The 15,909-nt window shown below is 36.0% G+C and carries 15 protein-coding genes; 12 read left to right on the top strand and 3 right to left on the bottom strand.

Going from position 1 to position 15,909, the window contains the following annotated elements; translation table 11 throughout:
- Nucleotides 1–80 precede the first annotated feature (80 nt).
- Together recQ and LZ480_RS12185 are read left to right on the top strand one after the other, a co-directional pair.
- Nucleotides 81–1,844 (top strand): DNA helicase RecQ, encoded by a 1,764-nt coding sequence (gene recQ / locus LZ480_RS12180; RefSeq protein WP_241369715.1) that lies wholly within the window; start codon nucleotides 81–83, stop codon nucleotides 1,842–1,844.
- A gap of 239 nt (nucleotides 1,845–2,083) precedes the next feature.
- Nucleotides 2,084–3,331, top strand: a complete 1,248-nt coding sequence (locus LZ480_RS12185; RefSeq protein ID WP_241369716.1) for a helix-turn-helix domain-containing protein — start codon at nucleotides 2,084–2,086, stop codon at nucleotides 3,329–3,331.
- Nucleotides 3,332–3,374: 43 nt separating this feature from the next.
- On the opposite strand, the gene msrA is transcribed toward LZ480_RS12185, so the two are convergent.
- Entirely contained in the window at nucleotides 3,375–3,890 is a 516-nt protein-coding gene (gene msrA, locus LZ480_RS12190) for a peptide-methionine (S)-S-oxide reductase MsrA (protein ID WP_241369717.1), read from the bottom strand.
- Nucleotides 3,891–4,072: 182 nt separating this feature from the next.
- On the opposite strand from msrA, the gene LZ480_RS12195 reads away from it, so the two are divergent.
- The 3 genes from LZ480_RS12195 (at nucleotide 4,073) to LZ480_RS12205 (ending at nucleotide 6,910) form a co-directional block, all read left to right on the top strand.
- A complete protein-coding gene (locus tag LZ480_RS12195; RefSeq protein ID WP_241369718.1) occupies nucleotides 4,073–5,011 on the top strand; it encodes an LCP family protein in 939 nt (312 codons plus the stop codon).
- 76 nt (nucleotides 5,012–5,087) lie between these two features.
- Complete coding sequence (locus LZ480_RS12200) at nucleotides 5,088–6,317, top strand: AI-2E family transporter (protein ID WP_241369719.1); 1,230 nt, start codon at nucleotides 5,088–5,090, stop codon at nucleotides 6,315–6,317.
- Between the two features lie 203 nt (nucleotides 6,318–6,520).
- The gene (locus tag LZ480_RS12205; RefSeq protein ID WP_241369720.1) at nucleotides 6,521–6,910 is read left to right on the top strand and encodes a cysteine synthase; all 390 of its coding nucleotides are present in this window, start codon (nucleotides 6,521–6,523) and stop codon (nucleotides 6,908–6,910) included.
- Between the two features lie 155 nt (nucleotides 6,911–7,065).
- Here LZ480_RS12205 and LZ480_RS12210 read toward each other — a convergent pair whose 3' ends face one another.
- Entirely contained in the window at nucleotides 7,066–8,223 is a 1,158-nt protein-coding gene (locus tag LZ480_RS12210) for an aminotransferase class I/II-fold pyridoxal phosphate-dependent enzyme (RefSeq protein ID WP_241369721.1), read from the bottom strand.
- A 157-nt stretch (nucleotides 8,224–8,380) separates the two neighbouring features.
- Between LZ480_RS12210 and LZ480_RS12215 the strand changes: the two genes are divergently transcribed.
- The 3 genes from LZ480_RS12215 to LZ480_RS12225 all read left to right on the top strand — a co-directional run bounded on the left by LZ480_RS12215 (nucleotide 8,381) and on the right by LZ480_RS12225 (nucleotide 11,292).
- On the top strand, nucleotides 8,381–9,199 hold the full coding sequence (locus LZ480_RS12215; protein WP_241369722.1) for a nucleoside/nucleotide kinase family protein: 819 nt from the start codon (nucleotides 8,381–8,383) through the stop codon (nucleotides 9,197–9,199).
- A gap of 90 nt (nucleotides 9,200–9,289) precedes the next feature.
- Nucleotides 9,290–10,759: an FAD-binding oxidoreductase gene (locus LZ480_RS12220; protein ID WP_241369723.1), complete on the top strand. Its 1,470-nt coding sequence runs from the start codon at nucleotides 9,290–9,292 to the stop codon at nucleotides 10,757–10,759.
- 11 nt (nucleotides 10,760–10,770) lie between these two features.
- Nucleotides 10,771–11,292 carry a hypothetical protein gene (locus LZ480_RS12225; protein ID WP_241369724.1) on the top strand — a complete coding sequence of 174 codons (522 nt, stop codon included), beginning with the start codon at nucleotides 10,771–10,773 and terminating at the stop codon, nucleotides 11,290–11,292.
- 260 nt (nucleotides 11,293–11,552) lie between these two features.
- Here the strand turns inward: LZ480_RS12225 and LZ480_RS12230 are convergent, their stop codons facing one another.
- Nucleotides 11,553–12,350, bottom strand: coding sequence for an enoyl-CoA hydratase/isomerase family protein (locus LZ480_RS12230; RefSeq protein ID WP_241369725.1), 798 nt, complete (start codon nucleotides 12,348–12,350; stop codon nucleotides 11,553–11,555).
- A 325-nt stretch (nucleotides 12,351–12,675) separates the two neighbouring features.
- On the opposite strand from LZ480_RS12230, the gene LZ480_RS12235 reads away from it, so the two are divergent.
- From LZ480_RS12235 to LZ480_RS12250, 4 genes are all read left to right on the top strand, one after another.
- Nucleotides 12,676–13,545 carry a tyrosine-type recombinase/integrase gene (locus tag LZ480_RS12235; protein WP_241369726.1) on the top strand — a complete coding sequence of 290 codons (870 nt, stop codon included), beginning with the start codon at nucleotides 12,676–12,678 and terminating at the stop codon, nucleotides 13,543–13,545.
- A 41-nt stretch (nucleotides 13,546–13,586) separates the two neighbouring features.
- Nucleotides 13,587–13,988, top strand: a complete 402-nt coding sequence (locus LZ480_RS12240; RefSeq protein WP_241369727.1) for a hypothetical protein — start codon at nucleotides 13,587–13,589, stop codon at nucleotides 13,986–13,988.
- A gap of 640 nt (nucleotides 13,989–14,628) precedes the next feature.
- Nucleotides 14,629–15,573 carry a tyrosine recombinase XerC gene (locus tag LZ480_RS12245; RefSeq protein ID WP_241369728.1) on the top strand — a complete coding sequence of 315 codons (945 nt, stop codon included), beginning with the start codon at nucleotides 14,629–14,631 and terminating at the stop codon, nucleotides 15,571–15,573.
- 156 nt (nucleotides 15,574–15,729) lie between these two features.
- The gene (locus LZ480_RS12250) at nucleotides 15,730–15,891 is read left to right on the top strand and encodes a transcriptional regulator (protein ID WP_241369729.1); all 162 of its coding nucleotides are present in this window, start codon (nucleotides 15,730–15,732) and stop codon (nucleotides 15,889–15,891) included.
- Nucleotides 15,892–15,909: the final 18 nt, after the last annotated feature.

Genomic DNA, 15,909 nt, shown 5'->3' on the forward strand with positions numbered 1-15,909 from the left:
GCTTTTTTATTGTTTCTGAACGCTTTTACGAACAAGTATTTCCATGTATAATAAGCTAACAGCACTATTCGGGAGGTATTATGAATACACAAGCATTGCTACATTTAAAAACATATTTTGGTTATGACTCATTTCGACCTGGCCAAACACAAATAATTGAAAACGTACTAGAAAGCAAAGATACGCTCGTGATCATGCCTACTGGTGGTGGGAAATCATTATGCTATCAAATCCCAGCACTATGTCTAGATGGGACAACACTTGTTATTTCTCCACTTATTTCACTTATGAAAGACCAAGTAGATATGCTTACGAATAGTGGAATTCCAGCAGCATTTATTAATAGCTCGCTAAGCTTTGATGAAGTACAAGACGTTTTATACGCGGTACGTAGCGGCAAAATTAAGCTATTATATATTGCACCAGAGCGTTTAGAAAATGAGCGCTTTTGTATGGAATTATCGCAAATAAAAGTACCACTATTAGCCATTGATGAAGCGCATTGTATTTCGCAATGGGGACATGATTTCCGCCCAAGCTATCGAACGATTCAAGGATTAGCAAATTTATGGGAGCAAAAGCCAACTGTGATTGCACTTACAGCAACGGCTACTGAAGAGGTAAGTGCGGATATACAACAACTGCTGTCAATTGACAAAGAAAATACCTTCATTACAGGCTTTGCACGTGAAAATTTAGCGTTTTCGGTATTGCTTGGTGAAAATAAAGAAGCCTATGTGAAGCAATATGTAAAAGCAAATTCCAATGAAGCCGGTATCATTTACGCAGCTACGCGAAAATCAGTAGAAGCCGTTTATGAAATGCTATCACGTGCAGGAGTTGCTGTTGCAAAATATCATGGAGGGATGTTTGAGGAAGACCGCACATATGAACAAAATCGCTTTTTAAACGATGAAGTACAAGTAATGGTCGCAACAAACGCCTTTGGAATGGGTATTAATAAAACGAACGTGCGTTATGTGCTTCACTACAATATGCCACGCAATATGGAAAGCTATTATCAAGAGGCTGGTCGTGCAGGGCGAGATGGTTTAGAAAGTGAATGTATACTGCTTTATGCATCATCTGATGAGCAAACGCAGCGCTTTTTAATCGATCAAGCGCAGGACCGTTCCCGCATTCCGTTAGAGCTAGAGAAGCTACATAAGATGATTGATTATTGTCATACTGAGCGTTGTTTACAAAGCTATATTATCGATTATTTTAGTGATCCAACGAGCTCAAATTGCGGTAAATGTGGCAACTGTACGGATGATCGGCCACAGCAAGATGTCACAACTGATGCACAAAAGGTTTTATCGTGTATTGTCCGCATGGGGCAAAAATTTGGTAAGCAGCTAACTGCCTCTGTTTTAGCTGGTTCACGAAGTAAGAAGGTAACAGACTTCAATTTTCACAAGCTACCGACATACGGTATTTTAAAAACGATGAATGCAAAGGAAATTGCCAACTTTATTGAATTTTTGATTGCAGAAAAGTTAATTATTGTTCATAACGGTCAATTTCCGACACTTGCAATATCAGATTTAGGGAAGGATGTATTACTTGGCAAACACGCCGTACTCCGAAAACAGGCGCGTATTATTAAAGCACAAGTAGATACTAATGATCCACTATTTGAAGTGCTACGCCAAATCCGTAAAGAAATCGCTGACCGTGAAAAAGTACCTCCTTTTGTTGTATTCTCGGATAAATCACTTAAAGATATGTGTATGCGCCGTCCAAAAAACAGCTCGCAATTTTTAGAAGTGAGCGGCGTTGGGGAAAGTAAACTCGAAAAATACGGGAAAACATTTATCGACGCTATTATTGCAAATTCGTAACACTATATTAAACATTTTATTGAACGATTAAACTTATATATATACTTCTAAATTTTTGTAGAAAAAGAAAATATACCCTTATTCATAAAGCCATCTTATTTTAATATTATTTTACAATACCAATTCGTAAATACTTCACCGAGTTTTCTGTATATTCATTAAACTTTAAGTTAAGCTATTGTAAAAAAGTTGCATTCATAGTTTAATTAAAATATTCAGAAAAGAAGTGTGGTGTGGATTTGGAGACTTTAGGTACTCGTATCAAAAGGCTTAGAAAACAAAAGAAATTAACGCAAACTGAGCTAGCAAAAGACCGTTTAACAAAGGGAATGCTTAGTTTAATTGAAAATGATAAAGCAAAGCCTTCGATGGAAAGCCTACGCTTCATTGCCCAACAGTTAAATGTTGAGGTAAGCTACTTAATAGACGATGGAACTTTAGCTCGGCTGCGAGAATTGTACTTAGATATAGAAGAAGATATGGAACGTAGAAAGATCATTCGTGATCCAGATGAGCTACAGTCTTTAACGGTTAAGATGATTGAAAAAATCGAACCGCACTTAGCGCAAATTCAAGGGACTAATTATGAGCAAATTCGTTTACGAGAAGTCTACTTTTTAATGAACCGTACGATTAATAATGCAAAATCACTTGATGAATATTGGAAGTTTATTGATCAATATGAGGCGATACATGTATATAGTAGAATGTTGCGTTGTTATTTCTATTTATGTTCAGCCGCAATAGAACAGCGAAATTATGCAAAAACACTAGCTATTCTAAAACAGGGCGAGGAACGTATTATGCCCTATGAGCTAATTATTGACCCGATTGTTCGTTTAGATTTGTATTACAATTTGACGATTTCTTATTCGGCTGTAGATGATGTTAAAATGTCGAATTATTATTTGCAAAAAGCTTTAGAACTGGCTCAGAAAAAACAAATCTTATATCGTATGGACCGCTTTTACGAAATTTTATTTGTACAATCTGTTGCAAATGAAGAGTATGAGAAGAGCAAGCTATATATCGAAAAGCTGAGCTTATTATCGCAATTTGCGGATGAACCGTCCATTACTATTCATTATGTGTATAATTACTTACATTATTTAAACAATGTCGAATTACAGTTCGAAACAGTTGAGCCAATGATTGAGCGTACAAAAGAAAAATTTAAGGCAAGCTTATTTTTATTTAAAAACCCTATTTTTCTTGGTGAACAAATGTACGCTCAATATCAAATGCAAAACTTTGAGAAAGTGATCGAAATTGGTACTAATTTTGAAATTCCTTCTTATTTACATCATCCAATTGACTTAGCGAAATATTATCGTTATTTTGCAATACGCGCTTTAACATATTTCCATTTACACGATGAAGTAGCTGCAAAACGAGATATAATTTTTGCAAAAAATGGGGTAGAAGATTACCCTGAAACCATTTACAAAAAATTTATTTACGAAGCATTCCATACTATTTTCAAATAAAAAGATAGCAGCGCCCTGGAGGGAACGTTGCTATCCGATTTAATTATTTCCAATGTGTATCAATAAACGAATCTCGGCCCGATTTTTCACGATCTTCTTTATAATGCGCTTGTTCTTTTTTATAATAATCTTGGTGATAGTCTTCAGCTGGCCAAAATGTAGCCGCCTCCTGAATTTCTGTAACAATTGGCTTTTTAAAACGACCACTATCAGCTAGTTGCTGCTTGGACTTATGAGCAGCCTCATGTTGCTGATTACTATGTGTAAAAATTACAGTTTTATAAGATTCACCGCGGTCGTGGAATTGACCACCTGCATCAGTTGGATCAATTTGCATCCAATAAATTTCAAGCAAACGCTCATAACTAAATATTGTTGGCTCAAATTCAATTTGAACAACCTCAGCATGGCCGGAATCACCGCGCTTTACATCTTCATATGTTGGGTTTTCAATATGGCCACCCATATAACCACTTGTTACTTTATTTATACCATCCCACTCTACAAATGGCTTAACCATACACCAAAAACAGCCACCAGCAAATGTTGCTTTTTTCATCTAAACACACTCCCAGTTGCTAATAAATATAGTTATTGTATCCTGTTCAAGTCATTCAAGCAATGAATTTTTTGAAAGTAATACAAGTGAATTCATAATAATTGTTGCCATTCATAGAGATTTGCAACTAATTCCATCATTATTCGTCTATACTTCATGTAAATAGAAAGGAAGTTTTTTTTATGGAAGAGCAACCACGTCAAGCGCGCTATCAAAAGAAACGGTTAAGGAAAGGGCGAACACTGTTTGTTGCCTTATTAATTATTATTATCGGTTTATCAACCTATAGTTATTTCCAATACAAAAGCGGTTATAATTTAGCATCTGAAACTAAAATTCCCGTAGAGCAATTTGAACCCGATGAAAACCATCGAACAGTTGAAAATTACCTTATTGCTGGGGTAGATAGTCGTGGGGAAGAGCATTCTCGATCAGATACGATGATGTTATTGTCATGGAACCGTGATACGAACGATATGAAACTCGTTTCATTCATGCGTGATATTTATGCAGATATTCCAGAATACAAATCATATAAGCTAAATACAGCATATTATTTAGGTGGCATCTCCTTATTAAAGGAAACGTTAAACAATATGTTCGATGTACCAATCCATCATTATGCAATTATTGACTTTAAAAGCTTCGAAACATTAATCGATATTTTAGCGCCAAACGGTATCGAAATGGATGTTGAAAAGGACATGAGTGGGGACATTAAAGTCGAATTAGAAAAAGGATTGCAACATCTAAACGGGAAAGAATTACTTGGCTATGCCCGTTTCCGTTCAGATGCTGAAGGGGACTTTGGGCGTGTAGCACGTCAACAAAAAGTCATTGAAGCATTGAAGGAGGAACTAATATCTCCGAAAAACATCTTGAACATGCCAAAATTCGTCGGTGCAGCTGAGGGTTATATCACAACAGATTTAACAAGTAAAGAGCAATTATCAACGGTTTTAAAAGCTGTTTCTGGTGGAACAATGAATATAGAGAAGATGACAATACCAGCTGAGGGGACATACAGCTTTGGAAGTTATCGACATGCAGGTTCTGTATTAGAAATTGATGTTGACCAAAATAAACAATTATTACACGATTTTTTAAATTTAACCGAGTAACCATTAGTTCATAAGTTAATATTCATGCTAAAATAATGGATATAGTTTAATTTTGTCGATATATTGGGGTGGTCTTTTGGAAAAAGAAAGAGAAATAGACAGAGCTAATAAATTACCGCAAGAAAAATCAAACTTTTTTGCATCACATTTTATACGTTTTTTAGGTGGGAAAAATTTATTATTCTTGCTTGTGATCATCCTACTCGTTGGATGTATCATCTTTATGTACGATAAAATTTCTTTCATTTTTGAACCATTAAACGTCTTATTTGAAATGATTATTTTACCTGGTGTTCTCGGCGTCATATTATTTTATTTATTGCGTCCACCATTAAAGTTATTATTGCGTTGGAAGATACCTCGTGCATTAGCGATTTTATTATTATACCTAATCGTTATTGCGCTGATGGTGTTACTCGTTATTTTAGTTTTCCCTTTCCTACGTGATCAATTTACCAACTTAGTGCAAGAATTCCCGGTCGTATTAATGACTTTTGCAAATGATATATTGACCTTTTTAAATAACTCGCAATTTGATGAGTATTTTGCAAAAATTAACTTTGATTATAATCAAATTTTGACGGACTTTACGGATGACTTTATTAATACGGTAAAGGATACTTTGGCTGCTGTTGCAACAAGTATTGCGACAGGTATTACTGGATTTGTATCTGCTGTGACGGGCTTTGTGCTATCACTTGTCATTGTTCCATTTATTACTTTTTACTTATTATATGAAGGCGAAAAAATGCCGCGCTTCATCTTGCTTTTATTCCCACCGCGCATGCGTGAGGAAATTGGTGAAGTATTACATGATATGGATAAGCAAATTAGTTCATATATTCAAGGGCAAATTTTAGTGTCGTTTTGTATTGGGGTCATGATGACAATTGGCTTCGTAATTATTGGTATGCCATATGCGCTTTTACTAGGGTTCTTGGCCATGATTACAAGCGTTGTACCATATTTAGGTCCAATGATTGCTGCAACACCCGCTGCTATTATCGCCATCGTTAATTCACCATGGCTACTTTTAAAGTTAGCGATTGTGTGGACAATTGTTCAATTAATCGAAGGTAAGTTTATTTCTCCACAAATTATGGGGAAATCACTAAGCATCCACCCAATCTCAATTATTTTCGTATTATTAACTTCTGGCGCATTATTTGGTGTTCCTGGAGTTGTCCTTGGTATTCCTGGTTATGCCATTATTAAAGTGATCGTAACCCATCTATATCGCTTATTTAAAGTACGCTACAATCGGTTCCAAACAGACGAATCAAATCGTTATGAAAAAATTAATTAAACTTTTAGCTGTGCCAAAATGAATTTTTGGTACAGTTTTTTTTGAAAAATTATGTGGTTTTGACCATTATTTCTAACTTCTACCACATTAGGTTTAACATCTGAAGTAGCTAGGGAAAAATATAGAAGTAATTGTATAAATAAAATCTAGCTGAATATGTTAATAACAAACACATATTAGGCAAAACAATCGGGGGAGTATTTATGTTAAGCAAATGGTTAATCACCATTGAGGAAAATGGCGTAAAGGTAGAAACTGTAATAGAAAAAACAGAGCTTGTTGAAGGGGGAACTTTAAATGGTTCTGTATATATTACGACTGAAGATGAAAATGATTTCGATAAGATTGATTTCATTGCATTAAATGTATTAATTGTGCAGGCAAATGGTGTGCAAAATATTATTGCAAAACATTCTTTTCAATTAGTAGGCAACATTCATTCGAAAGATGCTGAAATTGTTCCTTTTGAACTTATTCCAGACGATCGATGGATTTGTAATGAGGATGAGCACTTAATATTCAAAACGAAGGTTGTATTTTTAGACGGTAATGAATTTGAAGAGCAAGGATTTATTTATTATCATATGGAATAGGGAAGGGAGTGTCCGAGTAGTATTTCTGGGACACTCCCTTTACGCCGAGGATGGAGTCCACCACGAAGCTGGTCATGAATGCGTTGTCACACGATGTGACGATTTTAGCATTCGTTCCTATTCTGACCACCGCGAAAAGCAGCCTCTTTCTTTATTTATAATGTAGCTAAACGTGCTACCGCTTTTTGTAACATTTCGACAGGCTGTACTAATGCTAAACGCATATAGCCTTCACCTTCAGAACCAAATACTGTTCCAGGGACCATGACAACTCCTGTCTCTTCGATGGCTTTAAAAGCAAAATCTACACAGTTCATATCTTGAGGATATTGCGCCCATACGAACATTCCTCCGTCACTCGGCGCTACCTCCCACCCAATTGACTGTAAGCCTTCCATTAATGCATTATGGCGCGCTGAGAACGTTTTACGAAGCTCTGCTGTTACATCTTCAGCATTATCAAGTGCTAGTGCAGCTACTTGCTGGATTGGCTCAAAAATACCGAAGTCCAAGTTTGATTTTAATTGCTTCATAATGCTAACTAGCTCAGCATTCCCAACGATGTAGGCAATACGAGTACCAGCTAAACTAAAACTTTTTGATAATGAGTTGATTTCAAGCCCAACTTCTTTTGCGCCAGGAGTTGCTAAGAAGCTAATCGGTGCATCGCCTTTGAAATAGAACTCTGAATATGCAGCATCATGTAACACGATGATGTTATAATTTTTCGCAAATGCTACGACTTCTTCAAAATATTCTAAGGAAGGCATTGCAGGTACTGGGTTACCTGGTAGGTTTAAAATTAGTAATTTTGCATTCTGTAAAACATCTTCAGGAACTGCTTTTAAATCTGGTAAATAGTTATTTTCTTTTGTTAATGGCATGTAGTAAGGTATAGCACCCGCTAAATGAATACCAGCATCATAAGCAACATACGCAGGGTTTGTAGTTAAAACAATATCTCCTGGATCACAGAAAGCGACTGGTAAATGTACTAAGCCTTCTTGTGAGCCAATTGTTTGTACAACTTCAGTTTCTGGTATTAAATCCACACCATTTACGCGTTTATAATAGCGACAAACAGCTTCATTAAAAGTTTGAATACCCGTTAGTGTATAGCCGTAAGAAGATGAAAGCGCTGTTAACTCTGACATCTTTTTGCGTAAGTTTTCAGCAGGTGGAATATCAGGGCTACCTAAGCTAAGGTCGATTAATTCCATTCCTTTTTGCTGCTGTAATTTTGCATGATTTTTTAAGTCTCCAAAAATAGCAGGTGCAAATAGAGACATCTTTTTTGATGGTTGGATATTCAATGTAAAACACTCCTTAAAAACTTTCAAATGTAAGCCCCATTTTATCACACTCATACAGTATAATGGGGATGAAATCAGAAAACAGAATTAATTTACTACACAAAAGCGTTAAAGTGAGATAGAAGAGCAAATTTCTACGTTTTAAAGGGGAATCATTATGGAAATATATTCATTAAGTGGAGCAAGTGGCACAGGAAAAAGCACGAGTGCGCTTCAATTTGCGCACAACCATCATATACATGCGATCATTGACGATGGTTTACTAATTATTGATGGAGAAAAGGTAGCTGGTACTTCGGCAAAATTCGAAAAATCTGTATTACGCGCAGTGCGGCGTGCAATTTTTGACGAAGAAGCTCATCGAACGGAAGTACTTAACGCTTTACAAAAATTCGAACTCCCTTCAATTTTACTTATCGGTACATCTACAAAAATGACGAAGAAAATTGCCGAACGCTTAGCATTAGGTCAAATTAAGTATTTTTATAAGGTAGAGGATGTTCGCAGTGAAAAAGATATTGAACGTGCACGCTTTGTTCGTGAAATTCAAGGACAGCATCTAATGCCTGTTCCTTTTCGCCAAGTGGAGCAAAACTTTTTCAAACGCTTTATACAGCGCGGTATGGATATTATTGCACCAAATCGTGTTAAGATTGGTGAAACGACACTGGTTCGTCCAGATTTCCATCAGCAAACGATTACCATTGCAAAATCGGTTTATACGGACATTGTAAAGCATGTTGTTGAATCCAATTCATTGGTTACACGCATTCAGCATTTACAATGCATTGTCAAACAAGTGCCGCGTATATCATTCGAAATTTATTTAGCGGCTCCGGTAAATTATTCGATACCAGAGCAAATATTGGCGTTGCAGCAAGCCATAGCAAATAGCTTTTCAGTGCATTTCCACATGGAACCTGAACAAATTAATATTCATGTAATAGGAATAGAAAGGAAAACGCACTATAGTTAGGGGTATCGCCAACATTTTCCGAAATGTTGACGATACCCCTTAAAGCCTATGAAATACTGATGACATACGGTTTATAATAAAGGAGTTAATATGCAAGCAATAAAGGAATTATCTAAAAAACCATGGTTTCTTGGGAGTCTAGTTTTTGTTTTTGTTGTCGTGATTTTATGGAACATCCCGATTGAGAAAAGAAAATACGGACTCTCTCAAGGTAATTTGGCAACGGACTATACAGGTCTTCTTCCAGAACGTGTTGAACGAGTAGTTAAAGCGGAAAATCGTATTGAATTACAAAAGATTGTAAAACAAGCAAACAAGAATGGCCAGCAAATATCAGTTGCTGGATTACAGCACTCACAAGGTGGCCATACGTATTTCAAAAATGGTGTTGTTCTTGATATGCGGACATTCAATGAGGTGTTAGAAATTGATAAGCAGGAAAAAACCATCCGTGTAGAAGGTGGAGCAACATGGGAAGATGTTCAAGAAGCCATAACACCTTATGGTTTGGCATTAAAAGTAACCCAATCTCAGTCAATTTTTTCAGTAGGAGGTTCTCTTTCAGTAAATGCGCACGGGCGAGATATTCGCTTTGGCTCAATGGCGAGTACAGTAAAAGAAATGACGTTATTAACCCCTATAGGAGAAATCAAGAAAGTAACCCGAGATAACTCAGAGGAATGGATGAAATACGTATTTGGCGGATATGGATTATTCGGTGTGATTTTAGATGTGACATTGGAATTAACGGAAAATGACGTATATACAATCCATACAGAAGAATTGAAAACAGATGAGTATGAATCCTACTTTAATAATTTATTAGATCATAATAATACAGCATTGCACTATGCAAGGCTTAGTGTTGCTCCAAATACCTTTTTAGACGAAATGTATGTGATTGATTACAATTACACAGGAAAACAGGATCATAATTCGTCACTCAAAGGAGAACAAGGTGTACATCTTAGTAAGCTGGCGCTTGATCTTGGACGACAAGGCGGATTCTTTGAGGATGTTTTTTGGGAAACTCAAAAACTATATATTGATTCAATCGACGGTAATACGATTACAAGAAATAACGCTATGCGCTCGGAATCTACATTCATGGAATTTACAAAACCTGGTCGAATCGAAGTGTTGCAAGAGTTTTTTGTTCCAGTCAATTCTTACGAAGAATACATAAATGATGTAAAGCAGTTGCTCTCACCTGACGACAAAAATGAAGATTTTAAAGTCCATAATATTACGGTGCGATATGTTGCTCAAGACAACCTCACCAGTTTGAACTATGCCAAGGAAGATATGTTTGGTCTAGTCATTTTGATTCAACATGGATTAAAAGAAAAAGAGATTGCTAATGCCCAAGAAATTATCCAAGATTGGACCAGTTTAACCCTTGAACATGGAGGAACCTATTACCTTCCTTATTATCGTTATCAATCAAAAGAACAATTCATAAAGTCTTATCCTGAATGGGGAAAGTTCCAGGAAGAAAAATTACGAAGAGATCCAAATGAAGTCTTTCAAAATTTGTTTTATGACTATTACATCAAGTGAAGGAGCACAACATGAAAAATAGAAGTGAAGAGTATATCCCTCTTGTTGTAACTGTTGGACAGGTCGCTATTTCCCCATATTATATTGTTTGGTTAAAAGAAGTATCTTTGACCTTCACATTATTTGCATGGTTATTTGCCGCATTTTCTTTTGCGGCTGCTTGGGGCTATCGAGTCTTTCAATCGAAAAAGAATAAGAACAATTCTTATATGCCTTTTATTTATGTAGGAATGGGAATTGTATACATACTAGTTGGTTGTATAAAGAATTCATTTGAAATCCTTCTCTATGCTGTACTCCTATTGCAAGTCATCTTAGGGTTTTTACAGGGTTTCTTTCGTGCATGGCATATTGAGCAGAAGGCCTATCATTTACAAACTGTTCACCATTATTTAATTGTCGGTGTTACCATGATTGGGCTTTCATTTGTAAAAATAATTTCCCCTGTTGTCTTTGTTACATTTTTTGGAATATTGTTGTGTGCGTGTGGATTTTGGACTCTTATTAGAAAAAAGGAAGCTGAACTTATCTAGGAGGTAGACTACGTTAATATTTTTCCTACAGGCGTTTAAGTACTTTAATCAAAAGTACTAGCTTTCTTCAATAATCGAGCGCTTTAAAGGAATAAAGAAGCGCCCTTATTGCATTAGGCGATGGTTAAGATTTTCAAAGAAGAATATTCTGAAATAGACCTTTTCAAGGGGGTGGAAAAAACACTCATATTATATTTAGTAAATGAATCACTACCAAAAAATCCACTCAAGCATTTTCGTGCGTTAAGTGGATTTTTCGTTTATTTTAATTTACGTGTAAATTGTGGTTGACGTTTTTCAACAAATGCTCGAACACCTTCTGCAAAATCTGTTTGAGATACAAACGGTGAAGAACCTTCCCATAAGGCTGGTGTTGATTCGATACATTCTTTCACGGAGCGCTTTACGGCTAATAATGAATCAGGAGACATACCTGCAACCAGTTTACCCATACGGATAGCAAAGCGATTTAAATCCTTTTCTGCGACTAAATAGTTTAACATACCGGCTTTATAGGCTTCTTCGGCTTTATACATACGGCCGGTAAAGACAAAATCCTTCGTTGCAGATGGGCCAACTAAATCCACAAGGCGTTTTGCAAATTTATTGTTTAATGTAATTCCTAATTTACCAACAGGAATCCCCATTTTTGCCTTATCAGAACCGATTCGGATATCACATGCGAGCGCTAATTCTAAGCCAGCGCCCATTGCGGGACCATTTATAACACCAATAACCGGAATAGACAAGTTTTCGATTGTTGAAATCGTACGTTCCATATGAATAAATGCTTCCTCGGCTTTTTCTAATGAAATAGAATTGAATTCTTTAATATCTGAGCCTGCTGTGAAGTTCTCACCTGAGCCACGCAATAATAACACTTTGTTTTTTGGATTTTCTAATGTGCGCAGTGCAATTTTTGCCAGCTGATCCCACATATTTGCTGTTAATGCATTTTTTAATTGTGGACGATGAATTGTAATAATTGCAATGCCCGCTGTTTCCTGATAAATAATTTTCGCTTCTTCTGCTTCTAGTCTTGTCGTTCGTACTTGCATAGTTTTTCCCCCTAAACTTACCTGTTATCCCGCATTAAGGGACAGTAAGACGCTCATTTCAAGCTGGTAAGTGAAATGAACTAGCTTAGTGGGCCATCCACTGTCCCTAAAAGCCCAATTGGTGAAGCAAATGCTTAGTGGAGGATGTGGAAAACCCTCACTGAGCAAAGATTGACTTTATCGCTCATTATAGCCTAATTCAACAATAAGAGACATGGATTTAGAATTTTTAAGTAAAAAAGTGTAATGTTTAGCATTTTTGTTTAATCTTTTTTCTAACAATAGTGCTGAACATGCTACAATAAAGGCAAAGGAGTGAAGAAGCATGCTAGATTTCACACCGAATGTTAAAGCGTTTGAAGCTTATCTAAAATCGTTGAATAAATCCTTTCATACAGTAAAACAATATACAATTGACGCCAATCAATTCGCAATAATTACCAAAAATATCGAGGATATAAATGAAGCAGTAAAACGTTATACAATAGAAATTCAAACATTGTATCCATCTACGAACTCCGTGAATCGCAAATTTGCAGCGATTCGTCAATTTTTATCGTTTTTGCATTCACGGGGTGTCATTCCAGTTTACAATGAACAATATTTGCAAAAGCTAACAAAAGAACCGACACCGCTTGTTGTATTGAAAAAAAAACAGTTGCAAAAGGCATTAAGCTTTTGGCCGCATCAATATGAAATTGCACTAACTGAAGAACATGCCTGGCTAGCATTACGCAACACAGCAATTGTCTATATTATTGCTGAACTCGCTCTGAAACCGGCCGAGGTTGTGCGCATGCAATGGAGACATATAGACGCGACCACAAATGAATTAACAGTAATAGCGTCAAAATCTTTTCGTATTTTATCTATTACAAAAGAACTATTTGCGCTGTTGCTGCGTTATCAACAGCATACAAACACATTTATGCCGCTAACTGAGTATTCACCGTATGTTTGGCTTGGTGTTGGTAATAAGCTAGGGGAACCGATTAGTGTAAAAACAATAGAGCGGATATACAAAGCGATGTCCGAACAACTTGGTTTTAAAGTAACCGCTACAAATATGCGTTATCATGCAATTCAAAAAGAATTGAAAAATTCTGAGGATCTGGATCTATACAAACAATTTGGCTATGCTCGGAAATGGGTATTAGATGAACGCGGTCAAAGATTTAATCAAAAGGAAAAATAATTATGCTACAATTGAATAAAATACCTAAAGGGGAACAGAAAATGGCGATTTCAATGATGGAAGCATACGGGATTGAACTATTAAAAGCGAATGGCATTTCGTTTGAACAATTAAGTGAGCAATTTAAGCAAAATAAGAGTGCATTTAATATTGATGAAAACTTTGACTTTACAGAACTCAAATCACTTTATGACACGGATTTTGTCACATTCAAACAAGCATACACGGATATTTATACCGTAAAATTTATGACAATCAACGGCTTGCGTAATATTATGCGTATGCGCTTTAATATCCCGATTGAGCAATATGAAACATTAGAAACGGGCAACGGATTAAGAAATGTGCCCGCATCAGAAAGTATTGAACAGCAAATTCGAACAATCGTTTCCTCAAATTGGAACGTGGAGCGTAACGATAAGACGTTAACGTTATTCGTATAAATGGAAGTAATTATTCTATTAATTTTGTTGTTTATTTTCATTCCGCTTATTTTTAAAATTGTTAGTAAAGTTTTAAAATATACACTGATTATTATCGTGTTATATATTTTATATAAAATGTTTATAGGTCAATAATGAAAGCAGCTTCGTTTTAAGAAACGAGGCTGCTTTATTTTTGTCTTAGTGCACGGTGTTTGCTTCCAGTATCGCTTGTTAATCGATTATGAATTTGTTTGCCAACTTGTAGGGCAGAATTGGTAAGACCAACAATAGTTAAAATAATAGTAACCCGCAAAAAATGAAAACGACCACCTATTAACAAAATGGATACTTTAATGACTTTCCGCCGACTTCATAGACATTATCCACCTCAAAATACCCCTAATAATCCCCCAAAAAAACCCCTTATCCACTATCTGCAAAATCGACTTGAGACGAATCGAGATGCATAACTACCCACAAACAATAATTTCACTTCGTCTGAATGCGAAATCAAAAACACAGAACGAATGTTCTTAATTATGCCTATTTCACCTTGAAATTAGCTGAAAATAGCCCAATTTATTAAAAAGGTTCCCAAATTTATATTTGGGAACCTTTTTTATGCTATAATTGGTCTTAGAAAGGGAGATTTGCGTCTATGAAACTGCCAAAGTATTTACGAGACTTTTTAATTTACTTGACGACGATTACGGGGAAATCTCCTCGCACTCGAAAAGAATACGAATATGATTTAATATTATTTTTCCGTTTTATCAAGGCAATGGAACAAGACCTTGATATTAAGACTATACATACGATTGATATTTCTGAAATTACGATTGATAGCATAAAGGATGTAACTCTAGAGGATTTATATTTATTTATGGAATATTGTGAAATGCAGCGCGGAAATTCGGCAGCATCACGCGCTCGCAAGGTAGCAACGTTAAAGGCCTTTTTCAAATATTTAAAAGGGAAACGTCGACTGATTGAGGATAATCCTGCCGAGCATTTAGAAACTCCAAAAATCGGAAAACGGCAGCCCGTATATTTAAATTTCCAAGAAGCACAACAATTTATTGAAGCTGTTGAATTTCAGCATTATAGCTCACGTGATTATTGTATGATGATATTCTTTTTGAATTTAGGAATTCGTGTTTCTGAGCTTTGTTCACTGAATATAGACTCGATAAATGATCGCATGCTAACGGTTATTGGAAAAGGGGATAAGGAGCGCAAAGTCTATTTGAACGATGCGTGTTTGGCCGCGCTTGAAAATTATATGCAGGAGCGTAAAGTCTATAAAGGGGAAGGATCACAGCCATTATTTGTTTCGCAAAAAGGAACCCGTTTTGCTCGTCAAACAATCGCAAAAATTGTTAAGAAAATCAATCGAAACAGCATTACACCAAAGGATAAATTAACACCACATAAACTAAGACATACCTCGGCAACGATGATGTACAAGGCTGGCGCGGATATCCGAAGCTTACAAGCGATTTTAGGTCACTCCAGTGTAGCAACGACCCAAATTTATACGCATATTGAAGATGAACAAATTCAAGAAGTATTAAAGAACAATCCGTTCAATAGTTTTAAATAATAAGATTATGTAAACTCAAAAACGCATTTCGAGGTATTATGACTCAAAAAGCGTTTTTTATTTTTTTCAGAAAATTTGTTGACACTGCACCACAACTGTTATATATTTAATTCACAAAATAAAAACTGTTATAGTACAAAAAGGGGATGACGAACAATGACAATGTTTCAACAAGGATATGAAGTATATGTAAAAAAATGCGAGCAGTTCGGATTAGAGCCAGTTAATTTCCGATATTATGTAATGCAATTATCATCGGAGCAGCTTCAAGCGTATAATACTTATGCATCAGAAAGGGAGATGAAAAACGAATGTTAGATTACCGAGGTGGCTTCG

The organism is Solibacillus palustris (genome assembly GCF_022549215.1).
GTDB lineage: Bacteria > Bacillota > Bacilli > Bacillales_A > Planococcaceae > Solibacillus > Solibacillus daqui.

Coding starts and splice junctions, on each gene's coding strand:
- LZ480_RS12215 (WP_241369722.1), top strand. CDS start 8,381: ATGGAAATATATTCATTAAGTGGAGCAAGTGGCACAGGAAAAAGCACG.
- LZ480_RS12240 (WP_241369727.1), top strand. CDS start 13,587: ATGGCGATTTCAATGATGGAAGCATACGGGATTGAACTATTAAAAGCG.
- LZ480_RS12235 (WP_241369726.1), top strand. CDS start 12,676: ATGCTAGATTTCACACCGAATGTTAAAGCGTTTGAAGCTTATCTAAAA.
- LZ480_RS12230 (WP_241369725.1), bottom strand. CDS start 12,350: ATGCAAGTACGAACGACAAGACTAGAAGCAGAAGAAGCGAAAATTATT.
- LZ480_RS12205 (WP_241369720.1), top strand. CDS start 6,521: ATGTTAAGCAAATGGTTAATCACCATTGAGGAAAATGGCGTAAAGGTA.
- LZ480_RS12195 (WP_241369718.1), top strand. CDS start 4,073: ATGGAAGAGCAACCACGTCAAGCGCGCTATCAAAAGAAACGGTTAAGG.
- LZ480_RS12220 (WP_241369723.1), top strand. CDS start 9,290: ATGCAAGCAATAAAGGAATTATCTAAAAAACCATGGTTTCTTGGGAGT.
- LZ480_RS12250 (WP_241369729.1), top strand. CDS start 15,730: ATGACAATGTTTCAACAAGGATATGAAGTATATGTAAAAAAATGCGAG.
- LZ480_RS12225 (WP_241369724.1), top strand. CDS start 10,771: ATGAAAAATAGAAGTGAAGAGTATATCCCTCTTGTTGTAACTGTTGGA.
- recQ (WP_241369715.1), top strand. CDS start 81: ATGAATACACAAGCATTGCTACATTTAAAAACATATTTTGGTTATGAC.
- LZ480_RS12245 (WP_241369728.1), top strand. CDS start 14,629: ATGAAACTGCCAAAGTATTTACGAGACTTTTTAATTTACTTGACGACG.
- msrA (WP_241369717.1), bottom strand. CDS start 3,890: ATGAAAAAAGCAACATTTGCTGGTGGCTGTTTTTGGTGTATGGTTAAG.